The organism is Roseovarius sp. BRH_c41 (assembly GCF_000961715.1).
GTDB lineage: Bacteria > Pseudomonadota > Alphaproteobacteria > Rhodobacterales > Rhodobacteraceae > Roseovarius.
This window is the reverse complement of the sequence record NZ_LADY01000027.1, coordinates 31,411-45,562: the sequence shown is the minus strand read 5'-3', so window position 1 is coordinate 45,562 and position 14,152 is coordinate 31,411. Positions and strand designations below refer to the sequence as shown.

Annotated in this window: 17 protein-coding genes; 10 read left to right on the top strand and 7 right to left on the bottom strand. The window is 62.2% G+C overall.

Going from position 1 to position 14,152, the window contains the following annotated elements; genetic code table 11:
• Positions 1–63 precede the first annotated feature (63 nt).
• Positions 64–957 carry a fructose bisphosphate aldolase gene (locus VR71_RS09650; RefSeq protein WP_045683350.1) on the bottom strand — a complete coding sequence of 298 codons (894 nt, stop codon included), beginning with the start codon at positions 955–957 and terminating at the stop codon, positions 64–66.
• Positions 958–1,048: 91 nt separating this feature from the next.
• Positions 1,049–2,233 carry a phosphoglycerate kinase gene (gene pgk / locus VR71_RS09645; RefSeq protein ID WP_009818373.1) on the bottom strand — a complete coding sequence of 395 codons (1,185 nt, stop codon included), beginning with the start codon at positions 2,231–2,233 and terminating at the stop codon, positions 1,049–1,051.
• 127 nt (positions 2,234–2,360) lie between these two features.
• On the opposite strand from pgk, the gene VR71_RS09640 reads away from it, so the two are divergent.
• The 5 genes from VR71_RS09640 (at position 2,361) to VR71_RS09620 (ending at position 6,854) form a co-directional block, all read left to right on the top strand.
• The gene (locus VR71_RS09640) at positions 2,361–2,867 is read left to right on the top strand and encodes a peptidylprolyl isomerase (RefSeq protein ID WP_040651496.1); all 507 of its coding nucleotides are present in this window, start codon (positions 2,361–2,363) and stop codon (positions 2,865–2,867) included.
• Positions 2,860–3,408 (top strand): peptidylprolyl isomerase, encoded by a 549-nt coding sequence (locus VR71_RS09635; RefSeq protein ID WP_045683347.1) that lies wholly within the window; start codon positions 2,860–2,862, stop codon positions 3,406–3,408. Before VR71_RS09640 ends, VR71_RS09635 begins: the two co-directional genes overlap by 8 nt.
• A gap of 2 nt (positions 3,409–3,410) precedes the next feature.
• Positions 3,411–4,121, top strand: coding sequence for a hypothetical protein (locus VR71_RS09630; RefSeq protein ID WP_296430137.1), 711 nt, complete (start codon positions 3,411–3,413; stop codon positions 4,119–4,121).
• Between the two features lie 89 nt (positions 4,122–4,210).
• On the top strand, positions 4,211–5,176 hold the full coding sequence (locus VR71_RS09625; RefSeq protein ID WP_045683384.1) for a DUF3179 domain-containing protein: 966 nt from the start codon (positions 4,211–4,213) through the stop codon (positions 5,174–5,176).
• Between the two features lie 379 nt (positions 5,177–5,555).
• Positions 5,556–6,854, top strand: a complete 1,299-nt coding sequence (locus tag VR71_RS09620; RefSeq protein ID WP_045683381.1) for a DEAD/DEAH box helicase — start codon at positions 5,556–5,558, stop codon at positions 6,852–6,854.
• Positions 6,855–6,891: 37 nt separating this feature from the next.
• Here the strand turns inward: VR71_RS09620 and VR71_RS09615 are convergent, their stop codons facing one another.
• Genes VR71_RS09615 through VR71_RS09605 form a run of 3 tightly spaced genes read right to left on the bottom strand, consistent with a single transcriptional unit; the run spans position 6,892 to position 9,730 of the window.
• The gene (locus VR71_RS09615; RefSeq protein ID WP_045683343.1) at positions 6,892–8,313 is read right to left on the bottom strand and encodes a YdiU family protein; all 1,422 of its coding nucleotides are present in this window, start codon (positions 8,311–8,313) and stop codon (positions 6,892–6,894) included.
• A gap of 32 nt (positions 8,314–8,345) precedes the next feature.
• Positions 8,346–8,792: an N-acetyltransferase gene (locus tag VR71_RS09610; protein ID WP_009818380.1), complete on the bottom strand. Its 447-nt coding sequence runs from the start codon at positions 8,790–8,792 to the stop codon at positions 8,346–8,348.
• Positions 8,789–9,730, bottom strand: a complete 942-nt coding sequence (locus VR71_RS09605) for a nucleoside hydrolase (RefSeq protein WP_045683379.1) — start codon at positions 9,728–9,730, stop codon at positions 8,789–8,791. Before VR71_RS09605 ends, VR71_RS09610 begins: the two co-directional genes overlap by 4 nt.
• Before the next feature lie 318 nt (positions 9,731–10,048).
• Between VR71_RS09605 and ihfB the strand changes: the two genes are divergently transcribed.
• The 5 genes from ihfB (at position 10,049) to trpB (ending at position 13,297) form a co-directional block, all read left to right on the top strand.
• Positions 10,049–10,330: an integration host factor subunit beta gene (gene ihfB, locus VR71_RS09600; RefSeq protein ID WP_045683341.1), complete on the top strand. Its 282-nt coding sequence runs from the start codon at positions 10,049–10,051 to the stop codon at positions 10,328–10,330.
• 3 nt (positions 10,331–10,333) lie between these two features.
• Positions 10,334–10,684 (top strand): lipopolysaccharide assembly protein LapA domain-containing protein, encoded by a 351-nt coding sequence (locus VR71_RS09595; protein ID WP_009818384.1) that lies wholly within the window; start codon positions 10,334–10,336, stop codon positions 10,682–10,684.
• A 9-nt stretch (positions 10,685–10,693) separates the two neighbouring features.
• Entirely contained in the window at positions 10,694–11,338 is a 645-nt protein-coding gene (locus VR71_RS09590) for a phosphoribosylanthranilate isomerase (protein WP_045683339.1), read from the top strand.
• A 3-nt stretch (positions 11,339–11,341) separates the two neighbouring features.
• Positions 11,342–11,989, top strand: coding sequence for a class I SAM-dependent methyltransferase (locus VR71_RS09585; protein WP_296430135.1), 648 nt, complete (start codon positions 11,342–11,344; stop codon positions 11,987–11,989).
• Between the two features lie 81 nt (positions 11,990–12,070).
• Positions 12,071–13,297, top strand: a complete 1,227-nt coding sequence (gene trpB / locus VR71_RS09580; RefSeq protein ID WP_009818387.1) for a tryptophan synthase subunit beta — start codon at positions 12,071–12,073, stop codon at positions 13,295–13,297.
• A gap of 30 nt (positions 13,298–13,327) precedes the next feature.
• Here trpB and VR71_RS09575 read toward each other — a convergent pair whose 3' ends face one another.
• Both VR71_RS09575 and VR71_RS09570 read right to left on the bottom strand, forming a co-directional pair.
• The gene (locus tag VR71_RS09575) at positions 13,328–13,723 is read right to left on the bottom strand and encodes a carboxymuconolactone decarboxylase family protein (RefSeq protein ID WP_045683337.1); all 396 of its coding nucleotides are present in this window, start codon (positions 13,721–13,723) and stop codon (positions 13,328–13,330) included.
• Positions 13,724–13,727: 4 nt separating this feature from the next.
• The gene (locus VR71_RS09570) at positions 13,728–14,108 is read right to left on the bottom strand and encodes a DUF2237 domain-containing protein (protein WP_009818389.1); all 381 of its coding nucleotides are present in this window, start codon (positions 14,106–14,108) and stop codon (positions 13,728–13,730) included.
• Positions 14,109–14,152: the final 44 nt, after the last annotated feature.

The following is a 14,152-nucleotide window of genomic DNA, read 5'->3' as shown; positions in this document are numbered from 1 at the left end:
CCGGTCCCGTATGAGATCCGAGACCCCCGCGAGTTATTTTCGGCCAGATGACGGCGCAGGCGTTTAACCCGCGACGGAGGCGCGGTAGATGTCGTCGATGGATTGCGCGATGGTGGCGTTGAATTCGGCGTCCGATTGCTGCGCCGAGAGACCTTCGGTCAGGGCGCGGCTGAAGCTCGCGATCACGCCGCCATTCCGGGCCAGACGCGCGTTGGCCTCTTCCCGGCTATAGCCACCCGAGAGCGCCACGACGCGCAGCACGCGGGGGTGATTGACGAGGCTTTCGTAGAGGTTCGGCGTTTCGGGCAGGGTGAGTTTGAGCATCACCTCCTGATCCTTGGGGAGCAGGTCAAGTTGGGCGATGATGGCGGCGCGCAGGAGGGTTTCGGCCTCGGCTTTGTCGGCGATGGAGATAGTTACCTCGGGTTCGATGATCGGCACGAGACCGTGACCGAGGATTTGTTGTCCAACCTCGAATTGCTGGGCGACGACCGCTTCAATCCCGGTTTGATTGGCGGCGTCGATGACCGAGCGCATCTTGGTGCCGAAGATGCCCGCCTTGACTGCGCGTTCCAGCAGCGGATCGAGATCGGGCATGGGTTTCATCAGCTTGACGCCATCGGTGTCATTGGCGAGCCCTTTGTCGACCTTTAGAAAGGGCACCACGCCGCGCTCTTGCCAGAGAAAGGTGGGGGAGGGTTTGCCCCCGATGTCGCGGTCCATGGTCATCTCAAAGAGGATGGCCCCCAGCACCTTATCTCCGGTAAATTCCGGGGCTTGGGCAATGCGCGCGCGCATGGCATGGACCAGATCGAACATTTCCGCCTCGGAGCTATAGGCGCTCTCTTCAATCCCGTAGAGGCGCAGCGCCTTGGGGGTGGAGCCGCCGGACTGATCGAGGGCGGCGATAAAGCCCTGGCCTGCGCGGAGTTTGTTGGCCTGTTCGGTCTTGCTCATTTGGGACACCCTTGAAGGACTACACGGTTTCGCGTCCTCATAGGCGAGGGGCGCGGGCCTTGCAATCGTGGTGGCGCTAACAGGAGAAGGCTCAGGCCTTGAGCGCTGCAACGCCGGGCAGATCCTTGCCTTCCATCCATTCGAGGAAAGCGCCGCCTGCGGTCGAGATATAGGTGAAATCCTCGGCGGCACCGGATTTGTTGAGCGCGGCCACGGTATCGCCACCGCCTGCAACGGAGATGAGTTTGCCCGCCCGGCTAAGGCTCGCGGCGTGCGAGGCGGCGGCGTTGGTGGCGGAGTCAAACGGTGCTATTTCAAATGCGCCAAGCGGGCCGTTCCAGATCAGCGTTTTGGCCGCATCGAGCGTGGCGATGATGCGCGCCACGGCCTGAGGGCCGGCATCAAGGATCATGGCGTCGGGCGGGCAGGCGTGCGCGCCCACCACCTCATGCGGGGCACCGGCAGCGAAGTCGCGCGCGACCACGACATCGGCGGGAAGCAGGATCTTGCAGCCCGCAGCGCCCGCCTTGAGCATGATCTCGCGGGCGGTGGTGGCCATGTCATGCTCGCAGAGCGATTTGCCCACATCGAGCCCCATGGCCGCGAGGAATGTATTGGCCATGCCGCCGCCGATGATGAGGCTGTCCACTTTTGCGACCAGATTGCCCAAAAGGTCGAGTTTCGTCGAGACCTTGGCCCCACCGACGACGGCCACGACGGGGCGTTTGGGCGTGCCAAGCGCCGCCTCGAGCGCCTGCAATTCGGCCTGCATCAGGCGGCCTGCGCAGGAGGGCAGGTGGCGGGCCAGCCCTTCGGTCGAGGCGTGGGCGCGGTGGGCGGCGGAAAAGGCATCGTTGCAGTAGACATCGCCCAGTTGCGCCAGACGCGCCGCGAAGGCGGGATCATTGGCCTCTTCACCGGGGTGAAAGCGGATGTTTTCCAAGAGCAGCACATCCGAGGCCAGCGCCTCGTCGGTGAGGTTCTCGGCCCCTTCCAGCGTTTCGATCAGCCGCACCTTGCGGCCCAAGGCGGCCTCAAGAGCCGGAACGGTGACGCGCAGCGACATGTCGAGCACGACCTTGCCCTTGGGCCGTCCGAAATGCGCGAGAAGGATGGGCCGCCCGCCCTTGGCGAGAATATCGGTGATGGTGGGGGCGATGCGGTCGATCCGGGTGGCGTCTGTCACAAGGCCATTCTCGACTGGCACGTTGATATCGACCCGCACCAGAACGCGCTTGCCGTTCAGATCCATGTCGTCAAGGGTTTTCCAGCTCATGCGATACGCCTCCCGAAACTTTGTCGCGCTTCTATTGGCGCGGGTCTTTGCCAGCGTCAACCTCTGCGCTTGGCAATCGCGTGGGAACCGCCTAGGTATCGGGGCATATTTTATCAAGGAGAGCCTCATGGCCGAGATCAAGGATCCCGAAAACACCATCCTGATGGAGCTGAAGGGTGGCACCGTCACCATAGAACTCTTGCCCGCTATCGCACCGGACCATTGCGAGCGGATGAAGGAACTGGCCCGCGCCGGGCAGTATGACAACGTGGTCTTTCACCGGGTGATCGACGGGTTCATGGCGCAGACCGGCGATGTGCAGCACGGTAACATGGAAAACGACTATCAGCCGCGCAGAGCCGGGACCGGCGGCAGCGACCTGCCCGATCTCAAGGCCGAGTTTTCCAAGATCCCGCATGATCGCGGCACGCTGGGGGCGGCGCGTAGCCAGAGCCCGAATTCGGCCAATAGCCAGTTCTTCATCAATTTCAGCGACAACCATTTCCTGAACGGTCAATACACGGTCTATGGGCGTGTGATCGCGGGCATGGAGCATGTCGATGCCATCACCCGTGGCGAGCCGCCAGCAAATCCCGATTGTATGATCAGCGTCAAGGTGGCCTCTGATGTATAAACTTGCGTGTGTTTTGAGCCTTCTGGCAGGTCCGGCGCTGGCGACCGGGCTGGAAGTCGAGATTGCGGGCGAGGCCAATGGCACCGTCAAGATCGACCTCTTTGAGGATATTGCGCCGGGGCATGTCGAGCAAATCACCGCGCTGGCGACGGCGGGCGCCTACGATGGGGTCGTGTTTCACCGGGTGATTGATGGGTTCATGGCGCAGACTGGTGACGTTCAGTTCGGCAAGCTGGAGGGCGGCGACATGAGCCGTGCCGGCATGGGCGGCAGTGACCGGCCCGATCTCAAGGCTGAATTCTCGAACGAACGGTTCTTGCGCGGTGTGGTCGGCATGGCGCGCAGCCAAGACCCTGACAGCGGCAACAGCCAGTTCTTTATCATGTTCGACGCGGGCGAGTTCCTGAACGGGCAATATACCGTGGTTGGTCAGGTCACCGAAGGCATGGAGATCGTGGATGCGATCAAGCGTGGCAATGGGCCGAATGGTGCCGTTGTCGGTCAGCCGGACGTGATGGCACGGGTCACGGTGACCGAGTAGGCATGGCTGTTGGGTCTGACAGTCCCGTCATCACCCCTGCGCCATTGGCCGAAGGTGTTTGGGGGCTGACGGGCGGAGCAGTACCTTGGCGTAGCGGCGTTGCGATGCCGCTGCGCACCGTTGTGATAGACCTGCCCTCAGGCGATCTCTGGGTGCATGCGCCGGGGGCGCTGCCCGCGAGTGTGCGGGACTGGCTGGCAGCGCGGGGGCAGGTGGCTCATATTGTCGTGCCGCATGCGCCGGTCCTGCCGCATCTGCCTGACTGGCAGGCGGCCTATCCGGGTGCGCGACTGTGGCGCGGGACAGAGGTAAAAACCGCCTCTTGGTGTCGACAGATCAAGCCGCTTGTCCTGGAGGGAGCGCAGACCGAGGCGGTCTTTCTGCATCAGGCCAGCCGCTCGGCGATTCTGTCACGGTTGATTGTTGCGGTGGAGACGGCGCCCCTGCCGGTCTGGGTGCGGCCGCTGATCTGGGTGGCCGGAATAGACGACAGCGACGGCAAGCCACCTATCGGGTTGGCGCAGCGTTTGGGCGGGCGCAAGGCGGTGGGCGATCTGGTGGAACAGATGCTGGATTGGGGGCCGGAGCGGCTCATCCTGACGCATGGGCGGTGTTACACGCGCGATGCGGGTGGGGAGCTAAAGCGCGCCTTTCGCCGGTTGATGCGGGACCGGCTATGGGATCGCGCGCTGAGCGAGGCGCGGCGCGGCTGACGCGGGGTCACAATCGCGTGGGGTGGGCTGGTCCGAATCCCCTGCGGCTCGCATCTTGGGGTGTGGTCGACGCCACGACAGGAGCCGCGATGCCCCGTTTCCTTGCCTTGTTGACATCCCTGATTCTGATTGCCTCGCTGGCTCATGCCGATCCCAGGTCGTGGCGCGCGGAATGGCCTGAGACGAATTTCGATAAGACCACGGTGCGCGATTGGTCCGAGATCATGTCCGGCGGGCCGCCCAAGGATGGGATCCCGGCCATCACCGGGCCGACGTATCGTAAGGCAAGTTCGGAGCGGCGCATTGGCGGGACAGAGCCAGTGATCACGCTGGAAATCTCCGGCACGCAGGCGCGCGCCTATCCGATCCGTTACCTCACGTGGCATGAGATCGTGAATGACACGGTGGGGGGCGTGCCGGTGGCTGTCACATTCTGCCCCTTGTGCAATTCGGGCATGACATTTGACCGGCGCACGGCGTCGCGGGTGCTGACATTCGGGGTTTCGGGCAAGCTGCGGCATTCGGATATGGTGATGTATGACCGCGAGACCGAAAGCTGGTGGCAGCAGGCGATCGGTGCGGCGATTGTCGGCGATCTGACCGGCACCAAGCTGAAACAGATGCCAAGCTGGATGGAAAGCTGGGATCAGTTCCGGGCGCGCAACCCGGACGGGTTGGTGATGGAGGAGCCCGCATATAATCGGTCCTATGGGCGTAATCCCTACCGGGGTTATGACACCTCTGCGCGGCCGTTTCTCTATACGGGTGAAGACCCGCCGCATGGCATTTCGCCGCTGGAACGGGTCGTGCGGGTGGGCGACCGCGCCTGGCCGCTGACGCGGGTTCGGGCCGAAGGTGGCGTGACAGAGGCGGGGGTGAGCATCGTATGGGAGGCGGGACAGGCCTCGGCGCTGGATCACGGCACCATTGCCAAGGGGCGCGACGTGGGCACGGTGCGGGTGCGCGACGGGCAGGGGCGCGATGTGCCGCATGATGTGATGTTCGCCTTTGCCTTTCATGCATTCTGGCCCAAGGGGGTGTGGATGGTAAGGTGAAGTGAAAATATCATCGTCGCTTGACCCGAGGATCTCGGGGGCATGAGGTCCTCGGGTCAAGCCCGAGGATGACGGGGTAAGACGGGGTAAAACGATATGCTGCGCTTGACTTCTGCCTCTGCGCGCTCCATATGCGCTTCAACCGACGTTTCCTGCCGCGTGAGCAGCACTGCCCGAGATGGGCGTATCTTATGAAATGTCGCGGATGATCCCAAAATCACGCGTGGGGCCAAACACCTGTCAGAGTGCAGGGGGCATTCGGCTCTTTGGCTGCTGGTTGGTGCAACCACGACGACCGGGCGGTGATATTCACCGTCTGCGATGGGCTGCGGGATGTCCTCGCGCCCCGAAAGGATACGACTTGAATCTCTTTGACGAAATGGGCCTGCCTGCGGCCCTCGTGCGCAAGCTTGCAAACGAAGGCATCACCGAGCCGACCCCGATTCAGACCCATGCGATCCCGCATGCGCTCAACGGGTTTGACGTGCTCGGCCTCGCACAGACCGGGACCGGCAAGACGATGGCCTTTGGCCTACCGCTGATCACCCGCCTGATGGAAGAGCCGGGCAAACCCGCGCCCAAAACCATCCGCAGCCTGATCCTTGCGCCAACCCGCGAGCTCGCAGGTCAGATCCGCGACTCGCTCTTGCCGCTGGTCAAGGACAGCCCGATCAAGATCGGGCTTGTGGTGGGCGGTGCCTCGATCAATCCGCAGATTAAGCGGTTGGAGCAGGGGATCGACATTCTGGTGGCGACACCCGGCCGCTTGCTTGACCTCATTGACCGCCGTGCCGTGCGGCTGGATGCCGCGCGTTTTCTGGTGCTGGACGAGGGCGATCAGATGCTCGATCTGGGCTTTATCCATGCGCTGCGCCGCATTGCGGGTCTGTTGGCCGCTGAGCGCCAGACCATGATGTTTTCTGCCACCATGCCCAAACAGATGGAAGAGCTCGCGGGCAGCTATCTGCGGAACCCCAAGCGGGTTCAAGTCAGCCCTCCGGGCAAGGCTGCGGACAAGGTCACGCAAGAGGTGCATTTCATCGCCAAAGCGTCCAAACCCGATCTGCTGATCGAGCTGTTGGGCAAGCACAAGAGCGAATTGGCGCTGGTCTTTGGCCGCACCAAGCACGGGTCTGACAAGTTGGCCAAGCGACTGGAGCAGGCAGGGTTCGCTGTCGCTACGATTCATGGCAACAAGAGCCAAGGTCAGCGCGAGCGCGCCCTCAAGGCGTTTCGCGATGGTCAGGTCAAAATTCTGGTCGCTACCGATGTAGCGGCGCGTGGTCTGGATATTCCGGATGTGAAACACGTCTATAACTATGAGTTGCCCAATGTGCCTGATAACTATGTCCACCGGATCGGCCGCACGGCGCGCGCCGGCAAGGACGGGGCGGCGATTGCATTCTGTGCTCCTGATGAGATGGGCGAGTTGAAAGATATCCAGAAGGTTCTCGGCACGACCATTCCGGTTGCCTCTGGCCGTCCGTGGGAAGTGTTGCCAGATCCGAAATCGCCCAAGCCCACCTCGGCGCGCGGCGGTCCGCGTCGTCGCAGTGGCGGCGGCGGGTTTGGTGGCGGTGCACAACATGGCAAGCCGCAAGGCAAACCCGGTGCCGGTGCCGGTCGTCGGCGCAAGCCGGGTGGCGGTGGCAGCGGTCAGCGGTCGAACGCGGCCTGAATAAGACAAAAACGCCGGGGCATGCCCCGGCGTTTTTTCATGTGCCGCAAAAGGTGTTCTCGACGACCTCTGCCGGGGTGGGCGGACGTTTGAGATCGTCGGCCTCGGGTTGATCCACATAGGGTTGGGCCAAAACGCGGAGCAGTCGCTGAAATGGCGCATAATCGCCTGCGACGGCGGATTCGATCATGTGCTCGACCCGGTGATTGCGCGGGATGAAGGCAGGATTGGCTGCGCGCATCACGGCCTCGGGGTCATCCTCTTGCGCGATGCGGGCGCGCCAGAGCGGCTCCCATGTGTCAAAGGCGGCGCGGTCGAGAAACTGATCGCGCGCGGTGCCGTCGATGAGGCCGCGGAAGGTATTGGTGAAATCTGCCCGTCCCTCGGCCATGCGCGCGAGCAGGTCGGCGATGAGGGGGGCGTCTTGGGCGTTGGCCTCGGCAATCCCGATCTTGCGGCCAAAGGCACGACGCCATTCAACTTCGATCTGATCGGGCATGGCATGAACCAGCGCAGTGAAATCTTCGATCGCTTCAGCCTGATCTGGCATCAGGGGCACCAGTGCCGTGGCCAATTGCGCCATGTTCCAGACGATTACATGCGCCTGATTGTCATAGGCATAGCGGCCACGCGTATCAATCGAGCTGAAGACGGTCTGCGGATGGTAGGTATCCATAAAGGCGCAGGGACCATAGTCGATGGTTTCGCCCGAAATCGCGGTATTGTCGGTGTTCATCACCCCGTGGATGAAACCGACGGACAACCAGCCCGCCACCAGTCGCGCTTGCCTTCGGATCACTTCGGCCAAGAGATGCGCAGGGCCCTCGATCAAGGGATAATGCCGCGCGACGGTATACTCATAGAGCGCTTTCAGCCCCTCGACGTCGCGTCGTGCCGCGAAATATTGGAAGGTGCCGACGCGCAGGTGGCTGGCCGCAACCCGTGTCAGCACCGCGCCGGGCAATCCACCGGCCTCGCGGTAGACTGGTTCGCCCGTCTCGACGGCAGCGAGTGCGCGCGTCGTGGGCAATCCAAGGGCGTGCATCGCCTCGGACACCAGATATTCGCGCAGGACCGGACCGAGCCAGGCGCGCCCGTCACCCATTCTGCTATAGGGGGTGGGGCCCGAGCCTTTGAGTTGAATGTCCCGCCGTTGTCCGGTCCGGTCAATCACCTCGCCCAAAAGCAGGGCACGTCCATCGCCCAACTGTGGAGAAAAGCCGCCGAATTGATGCCCCGCATAAACCTGCGCCAGAGGTGCGGCCCCTTGGGGCACGTCATTGCCCGAGAACGTCCGTGCGAGATCGGCGTCGGGTGTATCTGGAATACCAAGCTCCGACGCCAGTTCCCGGTTGAACTGGATCAGGCGTGGGGCGCGCACGGCTAGGGCCGATTGCCGGGTGTAGAACCGCGCTGGCAATTGCGCATAGCTGTTTTGGAACGGAATCTCGAGTGTCATTCAGGTTACCTAGGGTCAAGCGGGGGAAAAGTCTACATTTCCCGCGTCAGAAGGCTGTACGCGTCACGCGGCAGAAACCTGAGTTTCTGATAAAGCTTTAACGCCTTCTCGTTGTCACGCCGCACCTCAAGATGCAATGCCTTCAATCCAGCACCGGCAAGGGCCTTGGGAAGGCTGATCATGACCTCGGTGCCGATGCCGCGCCCGCGCACGCCCGGACGGATGTAGAATTCATCAACGTAGCCATCAAGTCCGCCAAATTCCACCGACCAGCCAAAACTCAAGACAATATAGCCGATGGGGGCGCGTCCGGGGCCAATGAGATAGACCACGCCATGCGGGCTGCCTTCGAGCATTGGCAAAAGTGCTGCGCGTCGCGTCGCGTCAGCCTGTGAGATGCCCGCCTCGTCATGAAAGGCGGCCACCAGCGGCAAAAGTCGGTCCAGATCGTCGGGCCGTGCGAGAGTTAGGGCGGTCATAGCCGGGCCAGCCTTTCGGTGAGCAGGTCAAAGAAGGCCTGTGCGTTGATATCGTGGACGAAGGTTGCATTGGCGGGTCTTCCGGTCACGCCCCACCAATCCACCACCGTCATACCCATCGTCAATTCCGATTGTGTTTCGATTTCGACATTCACCTTGCGCGCCTTGAAAAGGTCAGGCCGCAGGAGCCAGCAGATTGTGCACGGATCATGCAGCGGAGCACCGTCCGCGCCATGGCGTTCCGGATGATATCGCTCGAAAAAGCCGGTCAAGGCAGCAACAGCGCGACCAACCCGTGATCCAATGCCGCGAAACGCTGCGTTGCGGGCGGGTGTGACCAGCGCCTTGTGCGTGACATCGAGGGGCAGCATGGTCAGGGGCACGCCTGAGGCCAGGACACGGGCAGCCGCCTCGGGATCGACATGAATGTTGAACTCTGCCGCCGGGGTCACATTGCCATGCGCTGCATGGGCGCCTCCCATCAGCACGATCTCTTGCACCCGCGCGACGATGTCGGGCGCCTTGGCAAAGGCCGTGGCAATATTGGTGAGCGGTCCGATGGGCACCAGCGTCACTGTACCCGGTGGCCTCTCGCGCAGCGTGTCGATGATGAAATCAATGGCATTCCGGTCCTGCACGGGGATCTGAGGGTCAGGAAGGTCCGGGCCATCGAGGCCTGAGCGGCCGTGCACATGCTCTGCCGTTACCAGATCGCGGCCAAGTGGGCGGTCGCATCCCGCAAAGACAGGCAGATCGGGACATCCGGCCAATTCGCAGATCATGCGTGCATTGCGGGTCGTCTGCGCAAGTGGCACATTGCCTGCCACGCAGGTGAGGCCCAGCACATGAAGCGTCTCGGGACAGGCCAGCGCCAAGAGGATCGCCACCGCGTCATCCTGTCCGGGATCGGTGTCGATGATGATCTGCCGTGCCGTCATGCCTGTCTCCGTCGCGCCGGGCGAACCATGCGGCGGATGCGTCCAAATGTCCACCAAGACTGTCAGGGGACTGCGGCGGGTCGCCGATCCGAATCAATCGGTCTCGAGAGAGATGCCGCGCCGCAGCAATTCAACGCATCCAGCAAACCGGCCCCATTGAGCCGCGAAGACCACGTGAAAATCCGTGCGACTGGCAAAAAATCGCATAGATTTCCGCCTCTTGACCCGGCTTTCTGTTTGGGTTTCGCGGCATTCTGGCTATAGTCCCCTGCAACTGCCACAAAGTTACAAACAATAAGGCCGGGGGAGAGACCACCGATGATCCGATCGGAACTGATCCAGAAAATCGCTGACGAAAATCCGCATCTCTATCAGCGCGACGTCGAGCGTATCGTCAATACCATCTTCAACGAGATCACCGACGCGCTTGCCGAAGGCAATCGGGTCGAGTTGCGCGGGTTTGGTGCGTTCTCGGTGAAAAAGCGGGATGCGCGCACGGGTCGCAATCCACGCACCGGCGAAAGCGTGCATGTTGAGGAGAAATACGTGCCCTTCTTCAAGACGGGCAAGCTCTTGCGTGACCGGCTCAACGGAAAGTAACTCATGCGCTATATCCGCTATGCCTCGATTGCCATCTTTGCCCTAGCGCTTGTGCTGATTGCATTGGCCAATCGCGGGGTCGTGACCCTGCGGGTGCTGCCTGACGAGTTGGCAGGCTTTGCCGCGCTTAACCCAACCTATGATGTGCCGCTCTTTATCGTGATATTCGGTGGCATTCTCATGGGTTTGATCGTCGGGTTCATCTGGGAATGGATTCGCGAGGCTGGGGAACGGGCGGCAGCGGCGCGGCAGGCGCGCGAGTTGGCAAGCCTGAGAGCCGAGGTCAAGCGTCTCAAGGGTGAGCGGCATCAGGGCAAGGATGAAGTTCTGGCGCTCTTGGATCAAGCAAGCTAAACCGCGCGCATGACCAGAGATATTCGTGTCAAGATTTGCGGCCTGACCGCCGCCACCGACGTGTCTGCGGCAGTGGCTGCCGGTGCCGCCTATGTCGGGTTCGTTTTCTTTGAGAAATCGCCGCGTCATGTGACCTGTGCGCAGGCGCGTGGTCTCGCGCTTGACGTGCCTTTGGGCGTTGCCAAGGTGGCGCTGACAGTGGATGCAGATAACGCGGCGCTGGATGCTTTGACGGAGCTCGTCCCTCTCGATTTCCTGCAATTGCATGGGAACGAGAGCCCGGCGCGGGTGGCCGAGGTCAAGGCGCGGTACGGCCTGCCGGTGATCAAGGCCATCGGGATCGCCGAAGCGACCGATCTCGCGCAGATCGACGTTTATAGCGGCGTGGCCGCTCAGCTTTTGATCGACGCCAAGCCACCACCGGGGGCGACACGACCGGGCGGCAATGCGCTGGCCTTTGACTGGGGGTTGATCGCGGGGCGTGACTGGTCCTTGCCTTGGCTCTTGGCGGGGGGGCTGACCCCCGAGAACGTGGCCGAGGCGGTGGCGCGCACGGGCGCGCGGCAACTCGATGTCTCGACCGGGGTCGAGGTTGCGCCGGGGATCAAGGATGCGGGTCTGATCCGCGCCTTTATTGACAACGCCCAAGGCTAGGTCATGCTGGCCCCGCAAGAGGAGGCCGAGATGATGGACGATCTGAGCGACGTTTACGGTGCCAAGACGCCTGAGCAATCCCGCGCGATCTATAACGATTGGGCGCAGAGCTATGACGCAGATAATCTGGCGCGTGGGTTTCGGCTTCCTGCCCTTGGGGCCGCTATGTTTGCACGCTTTGTGGGCCGGAGCGACGGGCCGGTGCTGGATGCCGCCTGTGGCACCGGGCTGGTGGGCGAGAGCCTGCGGATTCTGGGGTATGGCCCGATCACCGGCTGTGACCTCTCGCCCGGCATGCTGGCGGCGGCGCAGGCAACGGGGCAATATGCCGATCTGGTCGAGGCGGAGATGGGCAGCGGTCTGCCCTTTGCCGATGACAGCTTTGCTGGCTTTGTCTGCGTGGGTGCCTTTGGCCCCGGTCATGCCCCGGCTGAGAGCCTCATTCATCTGGCCCGCGTGACGCGGCCCGGAGGGATTGGTGTGTTCAACGTCTTGGAGGCCACATGGAAGGCGCAGGGGTTTCAATCGGTGCTGGAATCGCTGGTGGACAGTGGCCAGATCCATATCGCGCAGCGCTCTGAGCCGTTTTTGCCCTTTCTGTTGGCCGAACCGGACCTCTGGTCGCGGCTCTATGTGATCCGTCGGCTCTGAACGCCCCGCTTTTCGCTGGAAAATCCCCCGCGCGTCCCATATTCAACCTCAGACTTTCCCGAATGACAAAGGCCAGAGACAATGAATGATCTCTTCAACAGCTTTATGACCGGTCCTGATGAAAAAGGCCGGTTCGGCGATTTCGGCGGGCGGTTCGTATCGGAAACCCTGATGCCGCTCATTCTGGAACTGGAACAGCAGTATGAGCACGCCAAGACCGATCAGAGCTTCTGGGATGAGATGCATGATCTGTGGACGCATTACGTGGGCCGCCCTTCGCCGCTCTATTATGCCGACCGGCTGACGCAGCATCTGGGCGGGGCCAAAATCTATCTCAAACGGGATGAGTTGAACCACACGGGCGCACACAAGATCAACAATGTGCTGGGCCAGATCATCCTTGCGCGCCGCATGGGCAAGAAGCGGATCATCGCGGAAACCGGCGCGGGGCAGCATGGGGTGGCGACGGCCACGGTCTGCGCCAAGTTCGGGCTGCAATGCGTCGTCTATATGGGCGCGCATGATGTCGAGCGGCAATCACCCAATGTGTTTCGCATGCGGCTCTTGGGGGCAGAGGTGGTGCCGGTGACCAGTGGCCGGGGCACGCTCAAGGACGCGATGAATGACGCGCTGCGCGATTGGGTCACGAATGTGCGCGACACGTTCTATTGCATCGGCACGGTGGCGGGGCCGCATCCCTATCCGGCGATGGTGCGCGATTTCCAGTCGATCATCGGCAAGGAAACCAAAGAACAGATGCAGGCCGCTGAAGGGCGTTTGCCCGACACGCTGGTTGCCGCGATTGGCGGTGGATCGAACGCGATGGGGCTGTTTTACCCGTTCCTTGATGATCCGACCGTGAATATTATCGGGGTCGAGGCCGGGGGCCATGGCGTGGACGACCGGATGGAGCATTGCGCGAGCCTGACTGGCGGGCGGCCCGGTGTGCTACATGGCAATCGCACGTATCTCTTGCAGGATGCTGATGGGCAGATCCTGGAGGGGCATTCGATCTCGGCCGGGCTCGATTATCCGGGGATTGGGCCTGAGCATAGCTGGCTGCATGAAACGGGCCGCGCCAAATATGTCTCGATCACCGATGTCGAGGCGCTGGAGGCATTCCAGCTCTGCTGTGCGCAGGAGGGGATCATCCCGGCGCTGGAACCCAGCCACGCCCTTGCCCATGTGATGAAGATCGCGCCGACGCTGCCACACGATCACCTGCTGGTCATGAACATGTGTGGTCGTGGCGACAAGGACATCTTTACCGTCGCCAAGCATCTGGGGTTCGATATCAAGACCAGTTGAGCCTGACAGGGCGGGCAAGTCCCGCCTTTATCAGATCTTGAAAGCATCATCCACCGGCACCTGAAGGGCCGTGGCGAGGGCATTGGTCTGACTGGCCATGCCGATCACCGACAAGAGTTCACCGTGCTGTGCGGGTGTCATCCCCTTGGCGCGCGCCGCTGCGGTGTGGGAATGAGCGCAGTATTCGCAGCCATTGGCGACCGAAACGGCGATATAAATCAATTCCTTGGTCAGCGGATCAAGGGTGCCGGGGCCCATCACCGATTTGAGCCGTTCCCATGTTGCGAGCAGGAGGGCCGGGTCATGCGCGAGGGCCCGCCAGAAATTATTGATGAAATCGCTGCCCCGCGTGGCGCGGATGTCGTCAAAGACGGCGCGCACTTCGGGGCTGGCTTCGACATCGCTGATCAGGGTTACAGTGGCCATCCTGTCAGCTCTCGGGGGCGGCGTTTTGTTGCAGCGCCTCCAGTGGCACGATCTCGAGGGCGCGCACATGGGTGGCGTCGAGCCGCACCATCGGTGCGCAACCCTCGTCATGGGCCTGAAGAAAGCGCGCGGCGCAGAGGCACCATTGATCGCCCGGTTTCAGACCGGGAAACTGGAATTCAGGGCGGGGGGTGCTGAGATCATTGCCGACATATTTGGAAAAGGCCAGAAATTCGGCGGTCATCAGGGCGCAGACCGTGTGGCTGCCGTGATCCTCGGCGCAGGTGTTGCAGTGGCCGTCACGGAAGTAGCCGGTCAGCGGCGCGGAGGAGCACGGCTCCAGCGCCTCGCCCAGAACATTGCGGGCTTCATCCATGATCGTCATTGACTTGATCCTTTCATTCCTCGGCTGAGAGTGGCGGGTTTCTG